The organism is Streptomyces sp. NPDC031210, assembly GCF_055570395.1.
The window spans coordinates 111,043-132,082 of the sequence record NZ_JBVIHH010000017.1; the positions used below are offsets into that span (position 1 = coordinate 111,043).

General features: G+C 73.8%; 21 protein-coding genes. 15 read left to right on the plus strand and 6 right to left on the minus strand.

Translation table 11 applies throughout. From position 1 onward, the window contains the following. Positions 1-9: 9 nt before the first annotated feature. Positions 10-918: a LysR family transcriptional regulator gene (locus ACZ45Z_RS27590; RefSeq protein ID WP_468367762.1), complete on the plus strand. Its 909-nt coding sequence runs from the start codon at positions 10-12 to the stop codon at positions 916-918. A 68-nt stretch (positions 919-986) separates the two neighbouring features. Here the strand turns inward: ACZ45Z_RS27590 and cynR are convergent, their stop codons facing one another. Then, positions 987-1,892 carry a transcriptional regulator CynR gene (cynR, locus tag ACZ45Z_RS27595; RefSeq protein ID WP_468367765.1) on the minus strand — a complete coding sequence of 302 codons (906 nt, stop codon included), beginning with the start codon at positions 1,890-1,892 and terminating at the stop codon, positions 987-989. Positions 1,893-2,020: 128 nt separating this feature from the next. Here cynR and ACZ45Z_RS27600 point away from each other — a divergent pair, with 128 nt between their 5' ends. Both ACZ45Z_RS27600 and cynS read left to right on the plus strand, forming a co-directional pair. After that, positions 2,021-2,632, plus strand: a complete 612-nt coding sequence (locus ACZ45Z_RS27600; protein ID WP_468367769.1) for a carbonic anhydrase — start codon at positions 2,021-2,023, stop codon at positions 2,630-2,632. A gap of 34 nt (positions 2,633-2,666) precedes the next feature. After that, positions 2,667-3,137 (plus strand): cyanase, encoded by a 471-nt coding sequence (cynS, locus tag ACZ45Z_RS27605; protein WP_468367772.1) that lies wholly within the window; start codon positions 2,667-2,669, stop codon positions 3,135-3,137. 144 nt (positions 3,138-3,281) lie between these two features. Here the strand turns inward: cynS and ACZ45Z_RS27610 are convergent, their stop codons facing one another. Beyond that, on the minus strand, positions 3,282-4,313 hold the full coding sequence (locus ACZ45Z_RS27610) for a PHP domain-containing protein (protein ID WP_468367775.1): 1,032 nt from the start codon (positions 4,311-4,313) through the stop codon (positions 3,282-3,284). Positions 4,314-4,566: 253 nt separating this feature from the next. On the opposite strand from ACZ45Z_RS27610, the gene ACZ45Z_RS27615 reads away from it, so the two are divergent. From ACZ45Z_RS27615 to ACZ45Z_RS27640, 6 genes are all read left to right on the plus strand, one after another. After that, positions 4,567-4,878 carry a hypothetical protein gene (locus ACZ45Z_RS27615; protein WP_468367778.1) on the plus strand — a complete coding sequence of 104 codons (312 nt, stop codon included), beginning with the start codon at positions 4,567-4,569 and terminating at the stop codon, positions 4,876-4,878. Positions 4,879-5,121: 243 nt separating this feature from the next. Further along, positions 5,122-5,337 (plus strand): type A2 lantipeptide, encoded by a 216-nt coding sequence (locus tag ACZ45Z_RS27620; protein ID WP_468367781.1) that lies wholly within the window; start codon positions 5,122-5,124, stop codon positions 5,335-5,337. A gap of 186 nt (positions 5,338-5,523) precedes the next feature. Then, positions 5,524-6,330: a hypothetical protein gene (locus ACZ45Z_RS27625; RefSeq protein WP_468367783.1), complete on the plus strand. Its 807-nt coding sequence runs from the start codon at positions 5,524-5,526 to the stop codon at positions 6,328-6,330. Further along, a complete protein-coding gene (locus tag ACZ45Z_RS27630) occupies positions 6,327-8,612 on the plus strand; it encodes an NHLP family bacteriocin export ABC transporter peptidase/permease/ATPase subunit (RefSeq protein ID WP_468367786.1) in 2,286 nt (761 codons plus the stop codon). Before ACZ45Z_RS27625 ends, ACZ45Z_RS27630 begins: the two co-directional genes overlap by 4 nt. 1 nt (position 8,613) lies before the next feature. Next, the gene (locus ACZ45Z_RS27635) at positions 8,614-11,499 is read left to right on the plus strand and encodes an NHLP bacteriocin export ABC transporter permease/ATPase subunit (protein WP_468367789.1); all 2,886 of its coding nucleotides are present in this window, start codon (positions 8,614-8,616) and stop codon (positions 11,497-11,499) included. A 192-nt stretch (positions 11,500-11,691) separates the two neighbouring features. Next, positions 11,692-12,375, plus strand: a complete 684-nt coding sequence (locus ACZ45Z_RS27640) for a CBS domain-containing protein (RefSeq protein WP_468367792.1) — start codon at positions 11,692-11,694, stop codon at positions 12,373-12,375. Here ACZ45Z_RS27640 and ACZ45Z_RS27645 read toward each other — a convergent pair. Further along, positions 12,256-12,744 carry an STAS domain-containing protein gene (locus tag ACZ45Z_RS27645; protein WP_468367794.1) on the minus strand — a complete coding sequence of 163 codons (489 nt, stop codon included), beginning with the start codon at positions 12,742-12,744 and terminating at the stop codon, positions 12,256-12,258. The genes ACZ45Z_RS27640 and ACZ45Z_RS27645 overlap by 120 nt on opposite strands. A 289-nt stretch (positions 12,745-13,033) precedes the next feature. Here ACZ45Z_RS27645 and ACZ45Z_RS27650 point away from each other — a divergent pair, with 289 nt between their 5' ends. The 3 genes from ACZ45Z_RS27650 to ACZ45Z_RS27660 all read left to right on the plus strand — a co-directional run bounded on the left by ACZ45Z_RS27650 (position 13,034) and on the right by ACZ45Z_RS27660 (position 14,627). Next, positions 13,034-13,723: a CBS domain-containing protein gene (locus ACZ45Z_RS27650; protein ID WP_468367797.1), complete on the plus strand. Its 690-nt coding sequence runs from the start codon at positions 13,034-13,036 to the stop codon at positions 13,721-13,723. After that, on the plus strand, positions 13,720-14,091 hold the full coding sequence (locus ACZ45Z_RS27655; protein WP_468367800.1) for a flavodoxin domain-containing protein: 372 nt from the start codon (positions 13,720-13,722) through the stop codon (positions 14,089-14,091). The genes ACZ45Z_RS27650 and ACZ45Z_RS27655 overlap by 4 nt, the downstream gene beginning before the upstream one ends. Positions 14,092-14,168: 77 nt before the next feature. Continuing rightward, positions 14,169-14,627, plus strand: a complete 459-nt coding sequence (locus ACZ45Z_RS27660; protein WP_468367803.1) for a cyclic nucleotide-binding domain-containing protein — start codon at positions 14,169-14,171, stop codon at positions 14,625-14,627. Between the two features lie 28 nt (positions 14,628-14,655). Here the strand turns inward: ACZ45Z_RS27660 and ACZ45Z_RS27665 are convergent, their stop codons facing one another. Then, a complete protein-coding gene (locus tag ACZ45Z_RS27665; protein WP_468367806.1) occupies positions 14,656-15,231 on the minus strand; it encodes an Rv1733c family protein in 576 nt (191 codons plus the stop codon). Between the two features lie 174 nt (positions 15,232-15,405). Between ACZ45Z_RS27665 and ACZ45Z_RS27670 the strand changes: the two genes are divergently transcribed. Then, positions 15,406-16,113: a response regulator gene (locus tag ACZ45Z_RS27670; RefSeq protein WP_468367809.1), complete on the plus strand. Its 708-nt coding sequence runs from the start codon at positions 15,406-15,408 to the stop codon at positions 16,111-16,113. A gap of 45 nt (positions 16,114-16,158) precedes the next feature. Here the strand turns inward: ACZ45Z_RS27670 and ACZ45Z_RS27675 are convergent, their stop codons facing one another. After that, positions 16,159-17,979 (minus strand): sensor histidine kinase, encoded by a 1,821-nt coding sequence (locus ACZ45Z_RS27675; protein WP_468367812.1) that lies wholly within the window; start codon positions 17,977-17,979, stop codon positions 16,159-16,161. Between the two features lie 125 nt (positions 17,980-18,104). Here ACZ45Z_RS27675 and ACZ45Z_RS27680 point away from each other — a divergent pair, with 125 nt between their 5' ends. Together ACZ45Z_RS27680 and ACZ45Z_RS27685 are read left to right on the plus strand one after the other, a co-directional pair. Then, complete coding sequence (locus ACZ45Z_RS27680) at positions 18,105-18,566, plus strand: Crp/Fnr family transcriptional regulator (protein ID WP_468367815.1); 462 nt, start codon at positions 18,105-18,107, stop codon at positions 18,564-18,566. A gap of 65 nt (positions 18,567-18,631) precedes the next feature. Next, positions 18,632-19,516, plus strand: a complete 885-nt coding sequence (locus ACZ45Z_RS27685) for a universal stress protein (protein ID WP_468367817.1) — start codon at positions 18,632-18,634, stop codon at positions 19,514-19,516. 103 nt (positions 19,517-19,619) lie between these two features. On the opposite strand, the gene ACZ45Z_RS27690 is transcribed toward ACZ45Z_RS27685, so the two are convergent. Then, entirely contained in the window at positions 19,620-20,969 is a 1,350-nt protein-coding gene (locus ACZ45Z_RS27690; protein ID WP_468367820.1) for a nicotinate phosphoribosyltransferase, read from the minus strand. Positions 20,970-21,040 lie beyond the last annotated feature (71 nt).

Below are 21,040 nucleotides of genomic sequence, written 5' to 3' on the forward strand. Positions count from 1 at the left end.
ACTGGAGGCATGATCGAAGCACGGCGGCTGCACATCCTCCGCGCGGTGGCCGACCACCGCACGGTCACCGCCGCGGCCGCCGCGCTCTACCTCACGCCCTCCGCGGTCTCCCAGCAGCTCGCCGCCCTGGAGCAGGAGACCGGCCACCGCCTGGTGGAGCGCAGCGCCCGCGGCGTCCGTCTGACGACCGCGGGCGAGATCCTGCTCACCCACGCCAACGCCGTACTGGCCCAGCTCGAACGCGCCGAGTCGGAGCTGGCCGCGTACGGCTCGGGCGAGGCGGGCACGGTGACCGTCGCGGCCTTCGCCACCGGCATCGGACTGGTCGTCGCGCCCGCGATCACCGAACTCGCCGCCCGCGCGCCCGGCATCCGGGTGCGGGTCCAGGACGCCGAGGGCGACGCCAGCCTGGGCATGGTCCTGGACCGGCGGGTCGATGTGGCGGTGGCCGTCGAGTACCGGGGCGCGCCCCGCGAGGACGACCCGCGGCTGACCCGGGTGCCGCTGTACGCCGAACCGTTCGACGCGGTGCTGCCGGTCGGCCACCGCCTGGCGGAGTCACCGCGGGTGGCGGTCGCCGACCTCGCCCAGGACCCGTGGATCGGCCCCTACACCGGCAATCCCTGCCATGACGTGGTCGTGCTGGCCTGCGAATACGCCGGATTCCAGCCCCGCCTGGAGCATTCCTCGGACGACTTCCGCGCGGTGGTCTCCCTCGCCTCGGCCGCGGCGGGGGTCGCCCTCGTCCCGCGTTCGGCACTGCGCGGCATGGACCTCGCCGGGGTGGTGGTCCGCCCGGTCGACGGTGTGGCGCCCACCCGCCGCGTCTTCGCGGCGGTCCGCCGCGGCGCCGAGGACCATCCGCTGCTCCGGCCGGTGCTGGCGGCCCTGGAGGCGGCGGCCGTTCCCCAAGGCTGAGCCGGCGCACGCGGGGGCCGTCGGCCGCGCAGTGGAGGGACGGGCGGGCAGGCCCGTGCGCGGGGGCGTCAGGCGGGTGAGGGACCGAAGTCGGGTGCCCGGCGGCGGGCGAGGCCGGTGAAGGCGCGGGCCGCGGCACTCTCGTACGCGGCCTCCCTGCGCAGCAGCGTCACGGTGCGCGCCGGGAACGCGGGGTCCACAGGGACCGGGTGCAGGCGGTCGTGGCCGCGGGTGACGGCGTCGGGCAGCACCGTGGCGAGCGTGCCGCGCCGCACCAGTTCGGTGAGCGTGGTGAGGGAGTTGGCCTCGACCGCGATCTCCGGCTGGAGGTGGCAGGCGGCGAAGTGCGCGTCGATGTGGCCGCGGGTGGCGAAGTCCGCGCTCAGCAGGGCCAGGCGCAGGTCGCCGAGGGCGTCGACCGGGAGTGGCCCGGTGCGGCCCGCGCAGGGATGGCCGGTGCCGACGACGAGCCCGAGGGTCTCGGTGAACAGCTCCGTATGGCTGATCGCCGGGAGCCGGGCCGGGCCGAACGCGATGCCGAGGTCCAACTCGTCGGCCAGCAGCGCCGCTTCGATACGCGCCTGCGTCATCTCCCTGAGGTCCAGGGCGATCCCGGGGTGGCGGCCGTGGAACTCGGCGGCGAGCGGGCCGGTGAGATAGGCGGTGAACGTCGGGGTCGTGGCCAGGCGCAGGGTGCCGCGCGAGAGGTCCCGCACGTCGTGCACCGCGCGCTCCGCCGCCGCCAGATCCTGGAGGGCCCGGCGGGCGTACCGCGCGTAGCTCTCGCCGGCGTCGGTCAGCCGGATGGAGCGGCCGGAGCGGTCCAGCAGCGGCGCCCGCACGGACCGCTCAAGCTGCTTGATCTGCTGGGAGAGGGTGGGCTGCGAGACGTGCAGGGCCTCGGCGGCCCGGGTGAAGCTCGCGTGCTCGGCCACGGCGAGCAGGTAGCGGAGGTGACGCAGTTCCACGGACATGAATCAACTATAGATGTGACCAATAGCAGTCATGGGTTTTGCGACTTGGACGCTATAGGTGCAGGTCGCGCACAGTTGAGGACGTCGGCGCACACCGGCATCCACGAAGGCCACGAAAAGGAGTGACCATGCGCGATCTCGCCGAGGGAGTCCGCCGCTTCCAGCGGGAGGTGTTCCCCGGCCAGGCGGAGCTCTTCGCCCGGCTCGCCACGGACCACCGGCCGAGCGCCCTGTTCATCGGCTGCTCGGACGCCCGGGTCGTACCGGAACTGCTCACCCAGCGCGCGCCCGGCGAGCTGTTCGTCATCCGCACCGCCGGCAACCTCGTCCCCGCCCACGCGCCCGGCGCCGACGGCGTGGCGGCGAGCATCGAATACGCCGTCGGTGTCCTCGGCGTCACCGACGTGATCGTCTGCGGGCACTCCGGGTGCGGCGCGATGACCGCGCTGGCCCACCGCCAGGACCTGTCCGGGCTGCCCGCCGTAGCCGACTGGCTGCGGCACGCCGGACCCGCCGGGCCCCGCGCCGCCGACGGCCGCCCGACGGAGGGCGACGAGGTCGCGGCCCTGGTGCGCGCCAACGTCACGCGCCAGCTCGCGCACCTCGCGACCCATCCCGCCGTCGCCCGCGCCGTCGCCCGGCACGCGCTCACGCTGCACGGCTGGGTCTACGACATCGCCACCGGCCTGGTCGAAGAACTCGACGCGGCGAGCGGCCACTTCACCGCACTCGCCGCCTGACGCCCCCATCTCCCCGTTCCCCGGAAGGAATCCCATGCTCCACGCACAGACCGACCCCCAGGCCCGCCGGCAGCTCGCCCGCGACATCGTCGAGGCCAAGACCCGCGCGGACCTCAGTTGGCAGGAACTCGCCGACACCACCGGCCTGTCGGTGGCGTTCGTGACGGCCGCCCTGCTCGGCCAGCACGCCCTGCCCGCCGACGCCGCCCGCGCCGTCAGCGAGCGCCTCGGCCTCGGTCCGGACGCCGCCTCGCTCCTTCAGACCATCCCGCTGCGCGGCACCGCTCCCGGTGCCGTGCCCACCGACCCGACGATCTACCGCTTCCACGAGATGCTCCAGGTCTACGGCACGACCCTCAAGGCCCTGGTGCATGAGCAGTTCGGCGACGGCATCATCAGCGCCATCAACTTCCGGCTCGACGTACGGAAGGTCGAGGACCCCGACGGCGGCAGCCGCGCGGTGATCACCCTGGACGGGAAGTACCTGCCCACCAAGCCCTTCTGATCCCTCGGCCCGGCGGCGTCACCGGCCCCGGCCCCGGCCTCGCGCCAGGGGCCGGGGCCGGTGACGTTGCCGGGCGGGGCACCCTCCTCACAGCTCGGTGTTCGATGCGCAGGATCGTCATCGCCCTTCCCCTCTCCTCTTTCCTCACCGTCGCGGTGTTCTGCCCGTTCCCGTCCAGGTCGTCAGCCCGCGGGCGGTCCAGGTGTTGACGACCCGCTCGGCGGGCACCCCGCATTCCTCGGCGCGGGCGCAGCCGAAGATCTGCCAGTCCAGTTGGCCCGGGGCGTGGGCGTCGCTGTCGATGGCGAACAGGGTGCCCGTCTCCAGGGCCTGGCGGAGCAGCCGGCGCGGCGGGTCCAGCCGGTCGGGGCGGCAGTTGATCTCCACCGCGGTGTGGTGCTCCGCGCAGGCCGCGAACACCTCCTCGGCGTCGAACCGCGACTCCGGCCGCGACCGGCCGGTGATCTGCCGGCCGGTGCAGTGGCCCAGGACGTCCGTGAGCGGGTTGCGGACCGCCGCCAGCAGCCGCTTCGTCATCGGCCCCGCCTCCATCCGCAGTTTGGAGTGCACCGAGGCGACCACCAGATCGAGCCGCGCCAGCAACTCCGGTTCCTGGTCGAGCTCGCCGTCGTCGAGGATGTCGCATTCGATGCCGGTCAGCAGGCGGAACGGTGCGAGCCGTTCGTTCACCGCCGCCACCAGCGCCAGTTGCGCGCGCAGCCGCTCGGGACTGAGGCCGCGGGCGATGGTGAGCCGGGGGGAGTGGTCGGTCAGCACACACCACTCGTGGCCGAGGTCGCGGGCGGCGCGGGCCATCGCCTCGACCGGGCTGCCCCCGTCCGACCAGTCCGAATGCAGATGGCAGTCGCCGCGCAGGGCCCGGCGCAGGCGCAGCCCCCGGTCTCCGTCGACCAGCGGCGCGGCCGCCTCTTCCGTCAGCCGTTCCAGATAGGCCGGTACCCGCCCCGCGAGCGCCTCTTCGATGACCCGGCCGGTTTTGGGCCCCACCCCTTTGACGCGGGTGAGGGAGCCGTCCGCGGCCCGCTGCCGCAGTTCGCCGCCGGGAAGTTCCGCGATCACCGTCGCCGCCGTACGGAACGCCTGCACGCGGTAGGTGGCCGCGCCCTGCCTCTCCAGCAGGAACGCGATCCGCTCCAGCGCTTCGACCGGGTCCACGCGCCGCTCCTTCCCGGCGTGCCGGGCAGCCCTCCTCCCACCGTGCCCCACTCCCGCACCCGCTGCCACCGGCGGCCGCGGGGCCGGCGCCGGGGGACATCCGTCCCGGTAGCGGACGCGAGCGGGCATCACGGCCGCTACCGGACCCAGCGGGGAAAGCACCCATTCCCGCCGCGTCCGGCGTCGCGCTGTTATGCGGTTATGTCCGTTCTCCGCAGGGCCAATCCCTTTCCGTCTGAATAGCGCTTACCGGTTGCCGTTCATTTCCGACATTACCGCCAGTAATCGTGTACGCGAGGTGTCCCTGCAATGTGTGCGCAATGCGCGGGTCGGTCTGCTGGAAACACGCACCGCACTTCGCCGGGCGCGCAGCGCGGATCTGCCGGAAATGTTGGCGGGCGGTTGGCGTTCTTCAGTGAATCTCCACATCGAATACGCAGACGGCCCACCGTTCCGGTCTCCCCATCGAGGCTCTGACCTGGGCATCAGCGAATTGGTGCGGGAATGTCCAGTTCACCGCCGAGAGCTGATGGATCTTCGCCTCTTCAAACCGGAGATCGTGTGAAGAAGCTGCCACCAAGCCATGGACGCGCGTCCACTTCAGGTAATTCGAGGGAGCTTTGGCATCCGGATCGGTAGCTGTCCGATTAGCGGCCAAACCCGCCAGCGTGCTTTGATCCATCCCACTGCGGGAGTCACCCCCCGGGTTCCCGGTTCGGGTGCCCGACGACCGCTGCCTGCGGCTCGGCCGCCCTGCCGGACGGCTCGGTCGCAGCTATTTCGAGATATTCATCCGAAGGGAATCACCATGAACTCCACCCCCCAGGTCCAGACCCAGGAAATCGCCGACAGCGAGCTGGACAACGTGGCCGGTGGCCTCGTCGGCGCCGTGCTCGGCACCGCCACCTCCACCGTTGACTCCATCGCCCCGGTCTCCGGCGCGCTGGGCACCGCCACCGGCCTGGTGGAGTCCACCACCGGCGTCAACACCGGTGCCGTGACGGGCCTGGTCTCCGGTCTCTGAGACCGCCGTGTGCCGCCCCGCGGCACAGCTTTGAGCGGTACTGACGGTTCGCCGGCGCGTTACCCGGCCGGCGAACCGTGCCGTGTGCCCCGGACCCGCCCGGCTCGCCGCCGGTCCTCCGGGGCACGCGTCCGCCGTGTCCCGGCCCCGCCACGCCAGACAGATCGCAGTTGAGGGAAGAGTGTCGTGCAGTTCCGTCAACAGGCGCTTTCCAAGCTGCAGTCGGCCGAAGAGATCGACCTGCCGGTGCGTTTCGCCCGGCCCCAGGGCCTGCTCGTCCTGATCGTCACCGTCGCGGTGATGATCGGCGCGTCCGTCTGGGCGGTGACGGGCACCGTCTCCTCCACGCTCAACGCGCCCGGCATCCTCACGCACGGCCAGGGCAGTTACGTCCTCCAGAGCCCCGTCGCCGGCCAGGTGACCGCCGTACTCGCCAAGGAGGGCACCAGGGTGCCCGCCAACACGCCCGTCCTGAAGGTCCGTACCGCCCGGGGCACCACCGTCGTCCGTACGCTCGCCGCGGGCCGGCTGACCACCATGGTCGCCACCATCGGCTCGGTCGTCACCACCGGCGCGGACGTGGCCGCCGTGGAGCGCGTCGCGGGCGCCCGCGATCCCCTGCTGGCGACGCTGTACGTCCCGGCTGACAGCGGCGCGACGGTGCCCGTCGGCGCGACGGTGGATCTCACCGTCCAGTCCGTGCCGACCCAGCGCTACGGCGTCCTGCGCGGCCGCGTCGAGGCCGTCGGCCGGACCGCGCAGACCCGCCAGCGCATCACCGGCTTCCTCGGCAACGCCCAGCTCGGCGAAGAGTTCTCCCGAAAGGGCCAGCCCGTCGCCGTCCTCGTGCGGCTCGACCGGTCGCCGGACACCCGCTCCGGCTACGCCTGGTCGACCCCCGACGGCCCGCCCTACGCCGTCGACTCCATGACCCTGGCCACCGGCGCCATCCACCTGGCCGCGCAGCATCCCGTCGATTGGCTGCTCCCGTGACCGCACCGCACCCCTCCGCGACCCCACCGCAGCAGCACCTGCCGCCCGCCCGGGGACGGCACCGCCCCGAGTCGGCACCCGGCCGCCGCCGCGCCCGCCGCGACACGCCCGCGCCAAAGCCGAAGAAGCGCAAGGCCGTCCGCACCCCCACCATCCTCCAGATGGAGGCACTGGAGTGCGGCGCCGCCTCCCTGGCCATGGTCCTCGCGCACTACGGACGCCATGTGCCGCTGGAGGAACTGCGGATCGCCTGCGGCGTCTCCCGCGACGGCTCACGCGCCAGCAACCTGCTCAAGGCCGCCCGCGGCTACGGCCTCCAGGCCAAGGGCATGCAGATGGAACCCGCCGCCCTCGCCGAGGTCCAGGCGCCGGCCATCCTCTTCTGGGAGTTCAACCACTACGTCGTCTACGACGGCATGGGACGCCGGCTCGGCCGCCGCGGAGTCCACATCAACGACCCCGACAAGGGCCGCCGTTTCGTGGCGATGGAGGACTTCGACACCAGCTTCACCGGTGTCGCCCTGGTCCTCGAACCCTCCGACTCCTTCCGCCGCGGCGGCCGCAGACCGGGCGTCCTGGGCGCGGTCCCGGCCCGGCTGAAGGGCACCACCGGCACCCTGCTCGCCGCCCTGCTCGCCAGCCTCCTGCTGGTCGCGGTCGGCGCGGCGGTGCCCGCGCTCAGCCGCACGTACATCGACATGTTCCTGATCGGCAACCAGACCTCGCTGCTGGGACCGCTCTTCGCGTCGATGGCCGCGATGGTGGCGCTCACCGCCGTACTGACCGGCCTGCAACAGGCCAACCTGCTGCGCGGCCGCATCATCTCCTCCACCCTCAGCAGCGCCCGGTTCCTGCGCCATCTGCTCAGACTGCCGGTCACCTTCTTCGCCCAGCGCAGTCCGGCCGACCTGGTCCAGCGCCTCCAGTCCAACGACGCGGTCGCCGAAACCCTCGCCCGGGACCTCGCCGCCGCGGGCGTCGACGGCGTCGTCGTGATCCTCTACGCCGTCCTGCTGTGGACCTACGACCCGCAACTGACCGTCATCGGCGTCCTGATCGCGCTGCTCAACGTCGTCGCCATGCGCATCGTCGTCCGGCTGCGGGCCACCCACACCCAGAAACTGCGCGCGGACAGCGCGCGGCTGACCAACACCTCCTACACCGGCCTCCAGCTCATCGAGACGATGAAGGCCACCGGCGGCGAGAGCGGATACTTCCGCCGCTGGGCCGGCCAGCACGCCACCACCCTGGAAGAACAGCAGCGACTGGGCGTGCCCAGCGCCGTGCTGGCCGTCGTCGCACCCACCCTCGCCACCCTCAACAGCGCCCTGATCCTGTGGATCGGCGGGCTGCGGGCCGTCGAAGGGCATATCTCCATCGGCCTGCTCGTCGCCTTCCAGGCCCTGGTGACACGCTTCACCGCGCCGATCACCCGCCTCAACGGCGTCGCCGGCCGCATCCAGGACTTCGCCGCCGACGTGGCCCGCCTCAAGGACGTCGAGAGCTTCCCCGTCGACACCCTTTACTCGCGCCGCGAACCGGACGCCAGCACCCGCCGGCTCAAGGGCCACGTGACGCTGGAGAACATCACCTTCGGCTACAGCCCGCTGGACAAGCCGCTCCTGGACGGCTTCTCGCTCGCGGTCGGCCCCGGCCGGCAGGTCGCGCTCGTCGGCGGATCGGGCAGCGGCAAGTCCACCGTCTCCCGGCTGATCTCCGGCCTCTACAGCCCGTGGGAGGGGACCATCCGCATCGACGGGCAGCGACTGGAGGACATCTCCCGCAGCGCGCTGGCCGCCTCGGTGTCCTTCGTCGACCAGGACATCTTCCTCTTCGAAGGCACCGTCCGCGACAACGTGGCCCTCTGGGACCCCTCCATACCGGACGACGCGGTGATCACCGCCCTGAAGGACGCCGCCCTCTACGACGACGTGATCGCCCGGCGCCCCGACGGCATCCACAGCCGCGTCGAACAGGACGGCCGCAACTTCTCCGGCGGGCAGCGGCAGCGGCTGGAGATCGCCCGCGCGCTCGTACGCCGGCCCAGCGTCCTGGTCCTGGACGAGGTCACCAGCGCCCTCGACGCCCGCACCGAACAGACCATCATCGACAACCTGCGCCGCCGCGGCTGCGCCTGCGTGGTGATCGCCCACCGCCTCAGCACCGTCCGCGACAGCGACGAGATCGTCGTCCTCGACCACGGCGTGGTCGTCGAACGCGGCCGCCACGAGGAACTCGTCGCCGCCCAGGGCCCCTACGCCGAGCTGGTCAAGGAGCACTGACGTGTCATCCGTACACCCCGCACCCGGCGCGGCCCCCGCACAACCCGTCCCGACCGACGCGGTCACCCACGCCCTGGGCGGCCTCGGCGCACCCGTCGACACCACCGGGCTGCGCAGCGTGCCGCTGGAGGGCCCGCACGTCCTGTGGCTCGTCACCGGCGGCGCCCTGGACCTCTTCGCCGTCGACACCGCCCAGCAAGGCCACTGGCACTTCCTCGGCCGCCTCGAAACGGGCACCCTGCTGCTCGGCCCCGTCGAGGGCCCGCAGCACACCCTGCTCGGCCGGCCCTCCCAGGACTGCCGGCTGCGCCGCATCCCGCTGCGGGAGCTGCTCCGCCCCGAATACGACGAGTACGGCGGCGCCTACGCCGCACCGGGAAGCGGCTACGGCACCGTCCACCAGGCCCAGGCCGAGCAGCCCACCGCGCTGGAACACGCCTTCGCGCTCGGCACCGCCCGCGGCCTGGGCGTCCTGTTCGAGGCCCCGCTGGACGGCCGTCCCCTCGACGAAGCCGTCGCCGACGACGACGTCCTGTGGATGCCGGTGCCCCCCGGCAGCGTCGGGTACGGCGCCTACTACAGCGCGGACGCCGCCGCCGACCTGCTGATCGACGGCGCGCTGTGGCAGCGGATGGTCAACCAGCAATACCGGCTGCTGTCCGCCGTCGACCGCTGGATCGAACAACTGGAGCGCGCCCACGAGGACCGGGCGGCGGCCGGCATCAAGGCGGGCGAAGCCGTCCGTGCCCGGGCCGACCAGGCCCTGCTGGCGTCCATCGGCGGAGCCGACCGCGACGGGCGGCTGGCCGGCGACGCCGACCCGGCCGCCGACGACACGACCTTCGCGGTGTGCCGCCACGTCGCCCGGGCCGCCGGCATCACGCTCACCGAACCCGCCAAGGGCGCCGCCGTCAACGACCGCCTCAGCCCCGTCGAGCGGATCGCGGTCAGCTCCCGGATCCGCACCCGCGCGGTCCGGCTGGAGGGACGCTGGTGGCGGACCGACACCGGCCCGCTGGTCGGCCACCGCGCCAAGTCCGGCGCGCCCGTCGCGCTGCTGTGGCGCCGGGGCCGCTACGAGGCCGTGAACCCGGCGTCCGGACTGCGGATGCGCATCGGCAAGGACAACGCCGACGCGTTCGAACCGCGCGCCGTGATGTTCTACCGCCCGCTGCCCGAACGCCCCATGACGATGTGGCGGCTGCTGCGCTTCAGCCTCCGCGACACCCGCATGGACCTGCGCAACCTGGCGCTCAGCGGCCTGGTGACGGTCGGGCTCGGCGCGCTGGTGCCGATCGCGACGGGCCAGGTGCTCGGCGTCTTCGTGCCGACCGCGCAGAAGAGCCTCATCGTGCAGGTCGCCCTCGCCATCATGATCACCAGTGTGGTGTCGGCCGCCTTCATGCTGCTCCAGAACCTCACCGTCCTGCGCATGGAAGGACGCATCGAGAGCGCGCTCCAGCCGGCCGTGTGGGACCGGCTGCTGCGCCTGCCGACGAAGTTCTTCACCGAACGCTCCACCGGCGAGCTGGCCAGCGCGGCGATGGGCATCAGCGCCATCCGGCGGGTGCTGTCCGGTATCGGCCCGGTGACCGTGCAGGCGACCACGGTCGGCGCGATGAACCTCGTCCTGCTGCTCTGCTACAGCGTGCCGCTGGCGCTCGCGGCGATCGGCATGCTCGTCGTCATCGGCGCCGTCTTCCTCGCCATGGGCCTGTGGCAACTGCGCTGGCAGCGCCGCCTGATCGAACTCGGCAACAAGCTCAACAACCAGGCCTTCCAGACCCTGCGGGGCCTGCCGAAGCTGCGGGTCGCGGCGGCGGAGAGCTTCGCGTACGCGGCGTGGGCCCGGGAGTTCGCCCGCTCCCGGGAGATGCAGCAGCGGGCCGGCCGGATCAAGAACCTCACCACCGTCCTGGACGCCGTCTACCTGCCGCTGTGTTCGCTCACCATGTTCATGCTGCTCGCCGGGCCGGCCCGCGGCAGCATGTCGGCCGGCGCGTTCCTGACCTTCAACACCTCCGTCACCATGCTGCTGACGTCCGTCACCCAGATCTCCGGGGCGCTCGTCTCGGCCGCCGCGGCGCTGCCCATGTTCGAGCAGGTCAAGCCCATCCTGGACGAGGTGCCCGAGGTGCGCGGCGGCAGCGCGCAGCCCGGTGTCCTGGCCGGCGGCATCGAGGCCCGCAAGCTCTCCTTCCGCTACTCCGACGACGGCCCGCTGGTCCTGGACGACGTCTCCTTCCAGATGCGGCCCGGCGAGTTCGTCGCGGTCGTCGGCCCCAGCGGCTGCGGCAAGTCGACCCTGCTGCGCCTGCTCATCGGATTCGACAAGCCGGTCTCGGGCAGCGTCCTCTACGACGGCCAGGACCTCGCCGCCCTCGACCAGGCGGCAGTCCGCCGCCAGTGCGGCGTCGTCCTGCAAAACGCCCAGCCGCTGACCGGATCGATCCTGGACTGCATCTGCGGCGCCGAGACCTTCACCCAGGAAGAGGCGTGGGCGGCCGCGGAGATGGCCGGTCTGGCCGAGGACATCAAGCGCATGCCGATGGGCCTGCACACCATGATCGCCGGGGGTGGCGCGATCTCCGGCGGCCAGCGCCAGCGCCTGATGATCGCCCAGGCCCTGGTCCGCCGCCCGCGCGTCCTCTTCTTCGACGAGGCCACCAGCGCCCTGGACAACGAGACCCAGCGCATCGTGATCGACAGCACCCGCCAACTGAACGCCAGCCGCCTGGTGATCGCCCACCGGCTGTCCACCGTCATGGACGCCGACCGGGTCCTGGTCATGGCGGACGGCCGGATCGTCGAACAGGGCCCGCCCGCCACCCTCCTCGCCGACCCCACCGGCCGGCTCCACGAACTCGTCCGCCGCCAGCTCACCTGAGCCGTGCCCCGGGCACCGGGCGTCCTGGAGGCGGCGCGGGGGCGCGGCGGTCCCGGCGGGCGGCGCGAGGCGCGCGGACCGGTGCCCGCCCGCGAGATGGGGCCGGACGGCCCTGTCCGCCACGGCCCAGGGAGACCAGGCTGGAGACAGGTAGGACGCGTACGCGCCGGCGGCGGATCGAGGAGGCGTCCCATGCGGCACGGCCCGCGCATCGTGAGCGACGTGATGACCCAGACCGTGGTGGCCGTCGGGCGGGAGGCACGGTTCAAGGAGATCGTCGAGACCATGGACCAGTGGCGGGTCAGCGCCCTGCCGGTGCTGGCCGGCGAGGGCCGGGTGATCGGCGTCGTCTCCGAGGCGGACCTGCTGCTCAAGGAGGAGTTCCGGGACGCCCGGCCGAGCCCTTCGGAGCAACTGCGCCGCGTCGACGACCTGCGCAAGGCCGGCGCGGTGACGGCCGCCGAACTCATGACCTCGCCCGCCCTCACCGTCCACGCCGACGCCACCCTGGCCCAGGCCGCCAGGACGATGGCGCACGCCGGCGTCAAACGGCTCCCGGTGGTCGACGACGCGGGCATGCTCCAGGGGATCGTCAGCCGCTCCGATCTGCTGAAGGTCTTCCTGCGCTCCGACGAAGAGCTCGCCGAGGAGATCCGCCGGGACATCGTCGGCCACCTCTTCGCCGTCTCCCGAGGCGACATCGACGTCAGCGTCACCGACGGGGTGGCCGCCATCAGGGGTCAGGTCCGCGACACCTCACTCATCCCGGTGGCCGCGCGGCTGGTACGCGCCGTCGAAGGAGTCGTGGACGTGACGTTCGACGTCACCGGCCCCTCGCCCGCCACCCGGATGGACCGCGACCTCCCCGTCCGGTAGCCCGTCCTGGGGCGCCCGCCTGCCCGGCACCGCGTCCAGCACCTCGAAACCGCCGTCCAGGCCCAGCGCGCGCAGCAGCCACCGCTGGAGCGGATCGGTGACGACCAGGGAGATCCGACCACCGCGTTCACGGACGCGCCGGCGCGCACGGCACAGGACGCCCACGCCGGCGCAGTCGAGGAACGTCAGCCGCGACAGGTCCACCACCAGCCGTGGGCGCCGTCCGGATGTCGCCGCGTCGAGGTAGGCGTGGGTGGCGGGCGCGCTCACGTAGTCGAGTTCGCCCTCCAGCCGTACGACGGTGGGCGCGGCCGGGAGCCGCCCCCGCGCGCTGTCCGTCGGCTCCCGCAGCATCGTCCTCACCGGCATCCTCCGTGTGCTCCTCCGGCCTCCGTCGGCCTGTCCCTATCGAAGGGGCGGGCAGCGGTCCTGGGGAGTGCCGGCAGGCCCCGGGGCCATGGGCCCTTCGGCCCTTTTTCCGGGTCGGGCCCGGGCCAACTCCCCTTCCACCGGGGCCGTTCGGTCCCCGCCCCGGTCCCGGACGGCCCTGTGAGCCGCCGCCGCGCCGTCCGATCGTTTAAGCACCCGGACCCGTGGGGCGCGGGCCGGCCCGCGGGACGTGCCGCGATCCGAGCGGACGCGTGAGAGGACGCGTGAGATGAAGCACCGCAAGGTCGGCAGCGTGATGACCGGCGATGTCCTCCCCGGCCGGAGCACCACGCCGCGCGACGACATCGAGCGATGGTTCGCCGAGTACGACATCGGCGGCCTGCCGGTGGTGGACGCCGACGACAAGGTCCTCGGGGTGGTCGCCGCCTCCGACCTGCGCCGCCCCGGGCGGCGGGCCGGCGCGGACGGACCGCCGACCGCGGCCGATCTGATGACCGCGCCGCCCGTGACGGTCCGCGCCGACGACTCCGTCGTCCGCGCCGCGCGCCTCATGGCCGACCACCGCGTGGGCCGGCTGCCCGTGGTGGACGAGGAGGCCCGGCTGATCGGCATCGTCACCCGGCGGGACCTGCTGCGGATCTTCCTGCGCCCCGACGCCGAGATCCGTGACGAGGTGATCGACGAGATCATGGTCCGCACCCTGTGGCTGAGCCCCCAGCAGGTCAGCGTCTCCGTGCGCGGGGGAGTGGTGACGCTCAGCGGCTGCCTGGAGGACGACCGGGAGGTGGCCGCCGCCCTACGGATGACGCGCCAGGTCGACGGCGTGACCGCGGTCGCCAGCCACCTCACCCACCGCGCCGGCGTGGCCCGCCACCGGCCGTCCGCGCCCGGCGCCCGCCCGGTCCCCGCGCACGGAACGCCGCTCGCCACACCCGACCGCGGCGGGTGGGGACGGTGAACACCGGGCGCCGGGTGCTGGTGGTCTACGCGAGCCGGAGCGGCTCCACCGCGGAGATCGGCGCCTGGATCGCCGAGGCGCTGCGCGAGCGGCGGACCGCCGCCGACGCGCTGCCCGCCGCCGAGGCGCCCGACGACCTCGGCGGGTACGACGCCGTGGTGCTGGGCGCCGGGCCCTACCTGGGCCGTTGGGACCGGGCCGCCCGGCGCTTCGCGCGGCGGCACCACCGCGCCCTGAGCCGGCTGACTGGAGCAGGAGCCGCCACGGCACTGACGGGGGCGACGCCCCGGCGCGGGGCCGCTGGGACCCCTATGGGTCACCGCGACCGGCGGGCACGCCGAGCGGCGCATATCGTGCACAGAAGGTGAGACGGCCCGTGCGGGGGACGCCCGGCGGTCCGCCACGGGCCGCCCGCGCGGCCCGGTCGACCGACGACGGAGGCGAGATGACCGTAGCGAGGAACCTGCTCGACGCACTCCCGCCGGAGGGGCGCGAGCGGCTGGTGGGAATCGCCCGGGACGTCTCCCTGGCCCAGGGCACGCGGCTCTTCGAGGAGGGGCGGCGCGCGGACCGCTTCTGGATCATCCGCAGCGGGCAGGTGGCGCTGGACCAGCACGTTCCCGGACGCCGGGCCGTGGTGGTCGACACGCTGGGCCACGACGACCTGGTGGGCTGGTCCTGGCTGTTCCCGCCCTACGTGTGGCATCTGGGCGGGGAGGCCGCCCACGCGGTGACGGCCGTCGAGTTCGACGCGGCGGCGGTCCGCGCGCTGTGCGAGGAGGACCCCGTGCTCGGCCGGGCCGTCTACGGCTATGTCGCGCGGACGGTGGCCGACCGCCTGCACCGCACCCGCACCCGCATGCTGGACCTCTACGGCCCCCAGGGCAGCGGCGTCGAGGAATGAGCCGCCGCGGGGCGCGTGTACGGCCCGCTCACGCCTTGCGCTGCCCCCACTGCGGACCGGCCCGCTCCCATTCGCGTTCCCACTGCGCGTAGCGCCGCCGGTCCAGCAGGGCGCTGCCGACCCGTTCGGCGCCCAGGAGCAGCAGCGCGGTGCCGCCGCCGGCGACCGTGCCCAGCACCACGCTCTCGACCTTCGCCTCGGTGGGCGTGAGCGGATCGCGTATCAGGGTGCCGTGCCGGTCGACCCAGGTGGTGGTGCGGTCGCCGGAGCTCAGGCCCGGCGCGACCGTGGTCTCACCGGTGCGGGGCGTGCCGTCGGGCGCCGTCCACCGCACCGTCGCGTGCACCCGCCCCCCGACGCCGCCCGCCGCGTCCACCCCGATGCGGGCCGGCGGGTCCTTCGTCAGCACCGCCGTGACGCTGTGCCGGCCGACGCTCTCCTGCCGGGTCGCGGTGTCCATGGCGTCCGCCGTCACGACGCCGGCGAGGGGGGCGGCGACGGCGATCAGCGCCCCGGTGGCCAGCACCAGCCAGGACTCCGCCACATCCGAGCCGCGCCGGAGCGGGTTGTGCCGCCGGCGCCAGAGGATCTCCTTGGTGAGCACGACGCACCCCCTTTCGCCTGTTCCCCGACGGTGCCACGCCGCCGGGCCCGGCAAGAGGGGCCGAACGGCCCTGCGTGCGGCCCGGTGGGCCGGTGCGGACCCGTTCGGCCCTGGCGGCCCTCCGGCGGCCGGGCCACGATGGCGGGACGAGCCGTAGACGACACGGAGGGCACGATGAGCGAAGCGGGCGGGTTCTCACCGCAGCGGCCGATCCGGGTGTTCCTGCTCGACGATCACGAAGTGGTCCGGCGCGGTGTGCAGGACCTGCTGGACGCGGAGCCGGACATCGAGGTCGTCGGGGACGCCGGCACCGCCGACCACGCGCTCGCCCGCGGACCGGCGCTGCGGCCCGATGTCGCCGTCCTCGACGTACGGCTGCCGGACGGTGACGGCATCAGCGTCTGCCGGGAACTGCGCTCCCGGATGCCGGAGCTGGCCTGCCTGATGCTCACCTCCTTCGACGACGACGACGCGCTGCTCGACGCGATCATGGCCGGCGCGGCGGGCTATGTGCTGAAGGAGATCAAGGGCGCCGACCTGGTCGCCGCGGTACGCACCATCGCCTCGGGACGTTCGATGCTGGACCCGGCGACCACGGCGCGGCTGATGAACAGCCTGCGGGGCGAGGAGAGCGAACTGGAGACCCGGGCGGACGCGCTGTCCGGTCTCTCGCCGCGGGAGCGGGAGATCCTCGGGCTGATCGGCGAAGGGCTGACGAACCGTCAGATCGGTAAGCGGCTCTACCTGTCCGAGAAGACCGTCAAGAACCACATCTCCCGCCTGCTGGCCAAGCTCGGCGTCGAACGCCGCATCCAGGCTGCGGTCCTGGCCACCCAGGCACCCCCACCGCCCGGGGCCGGCCCCGGCCACCGCCGCGGCTGACCCACCCGCCGGGGGACCGACGCCCGACGCGCCCGGCGGCCCGCCTCACGCCGAGGGCAGCGGTACCCGCCACACCACCCGCGTGCCGCCCTCGGCCGGCGCCTCGGTGCGCAGCTCCCCGCCCGCGCTCTCCGCCCGTCGGGCGAGATTGGCCAGCCCGCTGCGGCGGCCGCCGGGCGCGAGGCCCCGGCCGTTGTCGGTGACGGTCAGGGTCAGCGCGCCGCCGCGCACGGTCAGCGCCACATCGACCGCCGTCGCGTGCGCGTGGCGCGCGGCGTTGCTCAGCACCTCGCCGAGCACCGCGACGACGTGCTCGGCGATCTCGGCCGGCACGTCGGTGTCGATGAGCCCCGCCATGTGGAGCGAGGGCGTGAACCCCAGGGCCCGCGCGCCCTGCTCGACCGCGGTGACCACCCGGACCCGCAGCCCCTGACGCCCCGGGCCGCTCTCGCGGGCCCGCAGCCCGAAGATGGTCGACCGGATGATTTTGATCGTCGCGTCCAGATCGTCGACGGCGCGCAGCAGCCGCTCGCTGGCCTCCGGATGATCGACGAAGCGCACCGCGCTCTGCAGCGTCATCCCGGTCGCGAAGAGCCGTTGAATGGCCAGATCGTGCAGATCGCGGGCGATCCGGTCGCGGTCCCGCAGCAGCGCCAACTGGTCGGCGGCCTGCCGCTGTTCGGCCAGCTCCAGCGCCAGGCCCGCCTGACCGGCGAAGGTCAGCAGCGGCGTGGTCTCCGGTGCGGTGAACGGCGCGCGGCCCCGCAGCCGGGCCAGCAGCAGCACTCCCCGCACCCGCTCACCAGTGATCATCGGGACGGCGACGGCCGGCCCCAGCCCCCGCCAGCGCGGCGGACCCACCGTGATCCGCGGATCGTGCTCGACATCGACGCTGATGAGCGGCTTGGCCGCGGCGAGCGCCGCCCCGACGAAGGAGCCCTCGTCCGGCAGCACCAGCCCGCGGTGCTCCTCGGCGTCCACGCCGGACGCCAGCACCACCCGCAGACCGCCGGTCTCCAGGGGCAGCGCCAGCACCCCGAGGTCGGCGGCGAGAATACGCACCGCGTGGTCGACGATCATGCCCAGCACGTGCATCTCGTCCGCGCCGGGCAGGAGACTGGCGACGATCTCGCCGTTGGCCTCCAGCCACCGCTGGCGGTAGCGGGCCTCCTCGTACAGCCGGGCGTTCTCGATGGCCACACCCGCCGCGACCGCGAGCGTCGACAACACCGTCTCGTCCTCGTCGTCGAACTGGCCGCCGCCCCGCTTCTCGGTGAGGTACAGATTGCCGAACACCTCGTCCCGCACCCGGATGGGCACCCCGAGGAAGGAGTGCATCGGCGGATGGTGCGGCGGGAATCCGTAGGACGCCGGATGCTCGGACAGTTCCGCCAGCCGCAGCGGCTCGGGGCGGCGGATCAGCTCGCCGAGGATGCCGTGCCCGGCCGGGTGCGGGCCGATGGCGCGTTCCTGCTCCTCGCTGACGCCCACCGTCAGGAACTGCGCGAGCCCGCTGTCGCCGCCCACCACGCCCAGCGCGCCGTACTCGGCGTCGACCAGCACCACCGCCGCCTCCACGATCCGGCGCAGCATCTGCGGCAGCTCCAGCCCCTTGCCCACCGACAGCACCGCTTCGAGCAGCAGGTGCGCGGCCGGGCCGGAGTGCCGCTGCACGGCCTCCAGGCGCTCGTGCAGATCCTCCGGCAGCGCGTCCAGGTGCCGCCGCGCGCCGTCGTGGTGACCGCTCCGGTCGTCGTCGCGCAACCCATGCCTCCGTCGCGCCCCGCGCCCGGGCGGGGCCGCGTTTCCACCGTAGCCGCCGGGGCCGACGAGCACGTCCCGCGGACCCCGGCCGGCGCAACCCATGGGTCTTTCGGGCCACGGGTCGCGCCGAACAGCCCCTGCCCGGCCGGGCCGCGGCCGCGCACGCTGGAGGGACCGGTGGCGGCCGGCCGCCCGTGCCGTCGCCGGCGGACACCTGGAGGACTGCCATGACCACCGCACTGCTCAGCGTCCTGCCCCCCGAAGGGCGCGACCGTCTGCTGCGCTTCGCTCACGACGTCTCCTTCGACGCCGGAACCCGGATCTTCGAGGAGGGCGGTCTCGCCGACCGGTTCTGGATCATCCGCACCGGCTCGGTCACCCTCGACCTCCAGGTACGCGGCCGGCGCCCGGCGACCGTCGAGACGCTCGGCCACGGGGACCTGCTGGGCTGGTCCTGGTTCGTCCCGCCGTTCACCTGGCGCCTGGGCGCGGAGTCGCTCAGCCCCGTACGCGCCCACGAGTTCGACGCGACGGCGGTCCGCGCGCTGTGCGAGGCGGACCCCGTCCTCGGCCTCGCGCTGACCCACCGGGTGCTCGACGTGGTCGCCCACCGCCTCCAGTCGACCCGGCGGCATCTGCTCGACCTGTACGGCCCGCCCGGCGCCCACGACGGGTCCGGACCGGTCTGACCGGCACCGCCGGGAAACCCGGCCGGAACGCACCGGGCCCGGCCGGAACGCCGAAGAGGAAGGCGGTGGGGACGGTGCAACTGCCCCTGGTCGCAGGCGTCGACGGATCGGAGCCCGCGCTGCGGGCACTGGACTGGGCGGTGGACGAGGCGGCGCTGCACGGCCTGCCGCTGCGGATCGTCCACGCGTCGCGATGGGAGCGCTACGAGGGCGCGGCGCTCGCCCCCGTCCTCGGCCGCCCCGACCACGAGGAGGTCGCCGACACCGTCATCCACACCGCCGTCGAGCGCGCCCACCAGCGCGACCCGCACCTGCGGATCTCGGCGCAGATCCTCGCCGAGGACCCGCGGACCGCGCTGCTGCGCGAGGGGCGTTACGCGTCGTCGGTGATCCTGGGCTGCCGGGGCCGCGGCGCGTTCGCCGGGCTCCTGCTGGGGTCGGTCAGCCTGTCCGTGGCGGCGAGGGCCGGCTGCCCGGTGATCGTGGTGCGCGGTGACCGGGCCGCTGTGGAGCGGAAGCACGAGCGGGTCCTGCTCGGGGTCGGCGAGGCGGCCAAAGGGACGGAGCCGGTCCGCTTCGCGCTGCGCGAGGCCGAGGCCCGCGGTTGCGCCCTGGACGCCGTCCGCGCCTGGCGCAGCCCCGCGCACCAGCCCCCTGACCATCCGCTGCTCGCCGGAGAGCCGGCCCGCTACCACGAGGAGCGCGCCGCGGTCCTGCTCGACCAGGCGCTCGGCGACGCCGCCGACGACCACCCGACGGTGCGGCTGCGTCGGGTCACCCTCGAAGGCCCCGCCCCCAAGGTGCTCACCCAGCGCTCGGCCGCCGCCGATCTGCTCGTCGTCGGTGCCCGGCGCCGCGAGGGCCATCTCGGCCTCCAGCTCGGCGCCACCGTGCACGGCGTCCTGCACCACGCCGACTGCCCCGTCGCGGTCGTACCGCAGACCAGGTGAGCGACGACCCCCCGCAGACCGGATGAACGACGGGCGCCGGCACCCGCGAGCGGCGGACGCCCGCCGTCGTACCGCGCTCTCGTACCGCGCTCTCGTACCGCGCTCACCGCCCGGCAGCGGGGCCGAACGTCAGCGCCGCCCGCTCGACCCGCCGGTGGACCCTTTCCGTCAGCCCGGTCAGCGCCGCCGAGACCCGCGTCTCGATGGGCGTCGGCGACCGGATGAGCCGGGCGCTCTCGGGCAGCCACGCCAGATCCGCCTCCAGCCGCCGCCGCGCGTCCGCGAGCCCGTCGCGGGGACCGCACGGCGTCCCGTCCCGCATCATCGTGACCAGCAGCGGCTCACCGTCCGCGGGCGGCTCCTCGTCGGCCAGAGCGATCAGATCGGCCTGGCCGGGCCGCCGGAAGACCTGCTTGCGGCCCGGGGAGCTGACCTTCGCCGACGACAGCTTCATCACCGGCCGGCCGTCGTACTCGACCAGCTTGTAGGCCGAGTCCAGATACGGGGCGTCGGCGCTGACGCCGACGTGGGTGCCCACCGCGAAGACGTCGATCGGGGCGCCCGCGCGCACCAGGTCCGCCACGCCGAACTCGTCCAGCCCGCCGCTCGCGATGATCCGCACGCCGGGCAGGTCCGCGTTGTCCAGGATCGCGCGCGCCCGGAACGCGAGCGCCGCCAGGTCCCCGCTGTCCAGACGGATCGCCGCACCCTCCGCGCGGTCCAGCGCGTGCAGGACGCGCGCCGCCGCCGCGACGCCCGACTCGGTGTCGTAGGTGTCCACCAGGAACGTCAGCGGGCCGGGGTGGGAGCGCGCGAAGGCGGTGAACGCCGCCTCCTCGTCCTCGAACGCCTCGATGTAGGAGTGCGCCATCGTGCCGACGGCCGTCAGCCCCTCGGCGTGGGCCGCCGCGACATTGCTGGTGCCCGCGAAACCGGTCAGTGCGCTCAGACGGGCCGCCTGGAAGCCGGCGGCCGTCCCCTGGGTGCGGCGCAGCGAGAAGTCCACCACCGGACGGCCCCGCGCGGCCAGGACGCACCGCGCGCACTTCGACGCCACGGCGGTCTGGTGGTTGAGCTGGTTGAGCACGAACGTCTCGACGAGCTGGGCCTGCGGGAGCGGCGCGGTGATCTCCAGCAGCGGAACCCCGGCCGGCACGACCCGGCCCTCGGGGACGGCCCGCACCTCGCCGGTGAAGCGCAGGTTGCGCAGCGGCGCCAGGTCGCGCGCGGGCCGCCGCAGCACTTCGGCGAAGACCTCCACGTCGTCGGGGCGTACCCGGAAGGCGGACAGGTAGTCGAGTGCGGACCGCACCCCGGCGGCGACGAGGAAACCCCGGTCCGCGGGCAGGTCCCGCACGAAGCAGTCGAAAGTGGCGGGCTTCGTCATGCCTTCCCGCAGGTAGGACAGCGCCATCGTCACTTCGTACAGGTCGGTGGTGGTGGCGTCCGACATGGCGGCTCCTTCCGCGCGCCCGCTGAGACCGTCCGCCGGAGACCGCCCGCCCGCGTGCCCGTCTCCGCCCG

Coding starts and splice junctions, on each gene's coding strand:
- ACZ45Z_RS27590 (WP_468367762.1), top strand. CDS start 10: ATGATCGAAGCACGGCGGCTGCACATCCTCCGCGCGGTGGCCGACCAC.
- cynR (WP_468367765.1), bottom strand. CDS start 1,892: ATGTCCGTGGAACTGCGTCACCTCCGCTACCTGCTCGCCGTGGCCGAG.
- ACZ45Z_RS27600 (WP_468367769.1), top strand. CDS start 2,021: ATGCGCGATCTCGCCGAGGGAGTCCGCCGCTTCCAGCGGGAGGTGTTC.
- cynS (WP_468367772.1), top strand. CDS start 2,667: ATGCTCCACGCACAGACCGACCCCCAGGCCCGCCGGCAGCTCGCCCGC.
- ACZ45Z_RS27620 (WP_468367781.1), top strand. CDS start 5,122: ATGAACTCCACCCCCCAGGTCCAGACCCAGGAAATCGCCGACAGCGAG.
- ACZ45Z_RS27640 (WP_468367792.1), top strand. CDS start 11,692: ATGCGGCACGGCCCGCGCATCGTGAGCGACGTGATGACCCAGACCGTG.
- ACZ45Z_RS27645 (WP_468367794.1), bottom strand. CDS start 12,744: ATGCCGGTGAGGACGATGCTGCGGGAGCCGACGGACAGCGCGCGGGGG.
- ACZ45Z_RS27650 (WP_468367797.1), top strand. CDS start 13,034: ATGAAGCACCGCAAGGTCGGCAGCGTGATGACCGGCGATGTCCTCCCC.
- ACZ45Z_RS27660 (WP_468367803.1), top strand. CDS start 14,169: ATGACCGTAGCGAGGAACCTGCTCGACGCACTCCCGCCGGAGGGGCGC.
- ACZ45Z_RS27670 (WP_468367809.1), top strand. CDS start 15,406: ATGAGCGAAGCGGGCGGGTTCTCACCGCAGCGGCCGATCCGGGTGTTC.
- ACZ45Z_RS27675 (WP_468367812.1), bottom strand. CDS start 17,979: ATGGGTTGCGCCGGCCGGGGTCCGCGGGACGTGCTCGTCGGCCCCGGC.
- ACZ45Z_RS27680 (WP_468367815.1), top strand. CDS start 18,105: ATGACCACCGCACTGCTCAGCGTCCTGCCCCCCGAAGGGCGCGACCGT.
- ACZ45Z_RS27690 (WP_468367820.1), bottom strand. CDS start 20,969: ATGTCGGACGCCACCACCACCGACCTGTACGAAGTGACGATGGCGCTG.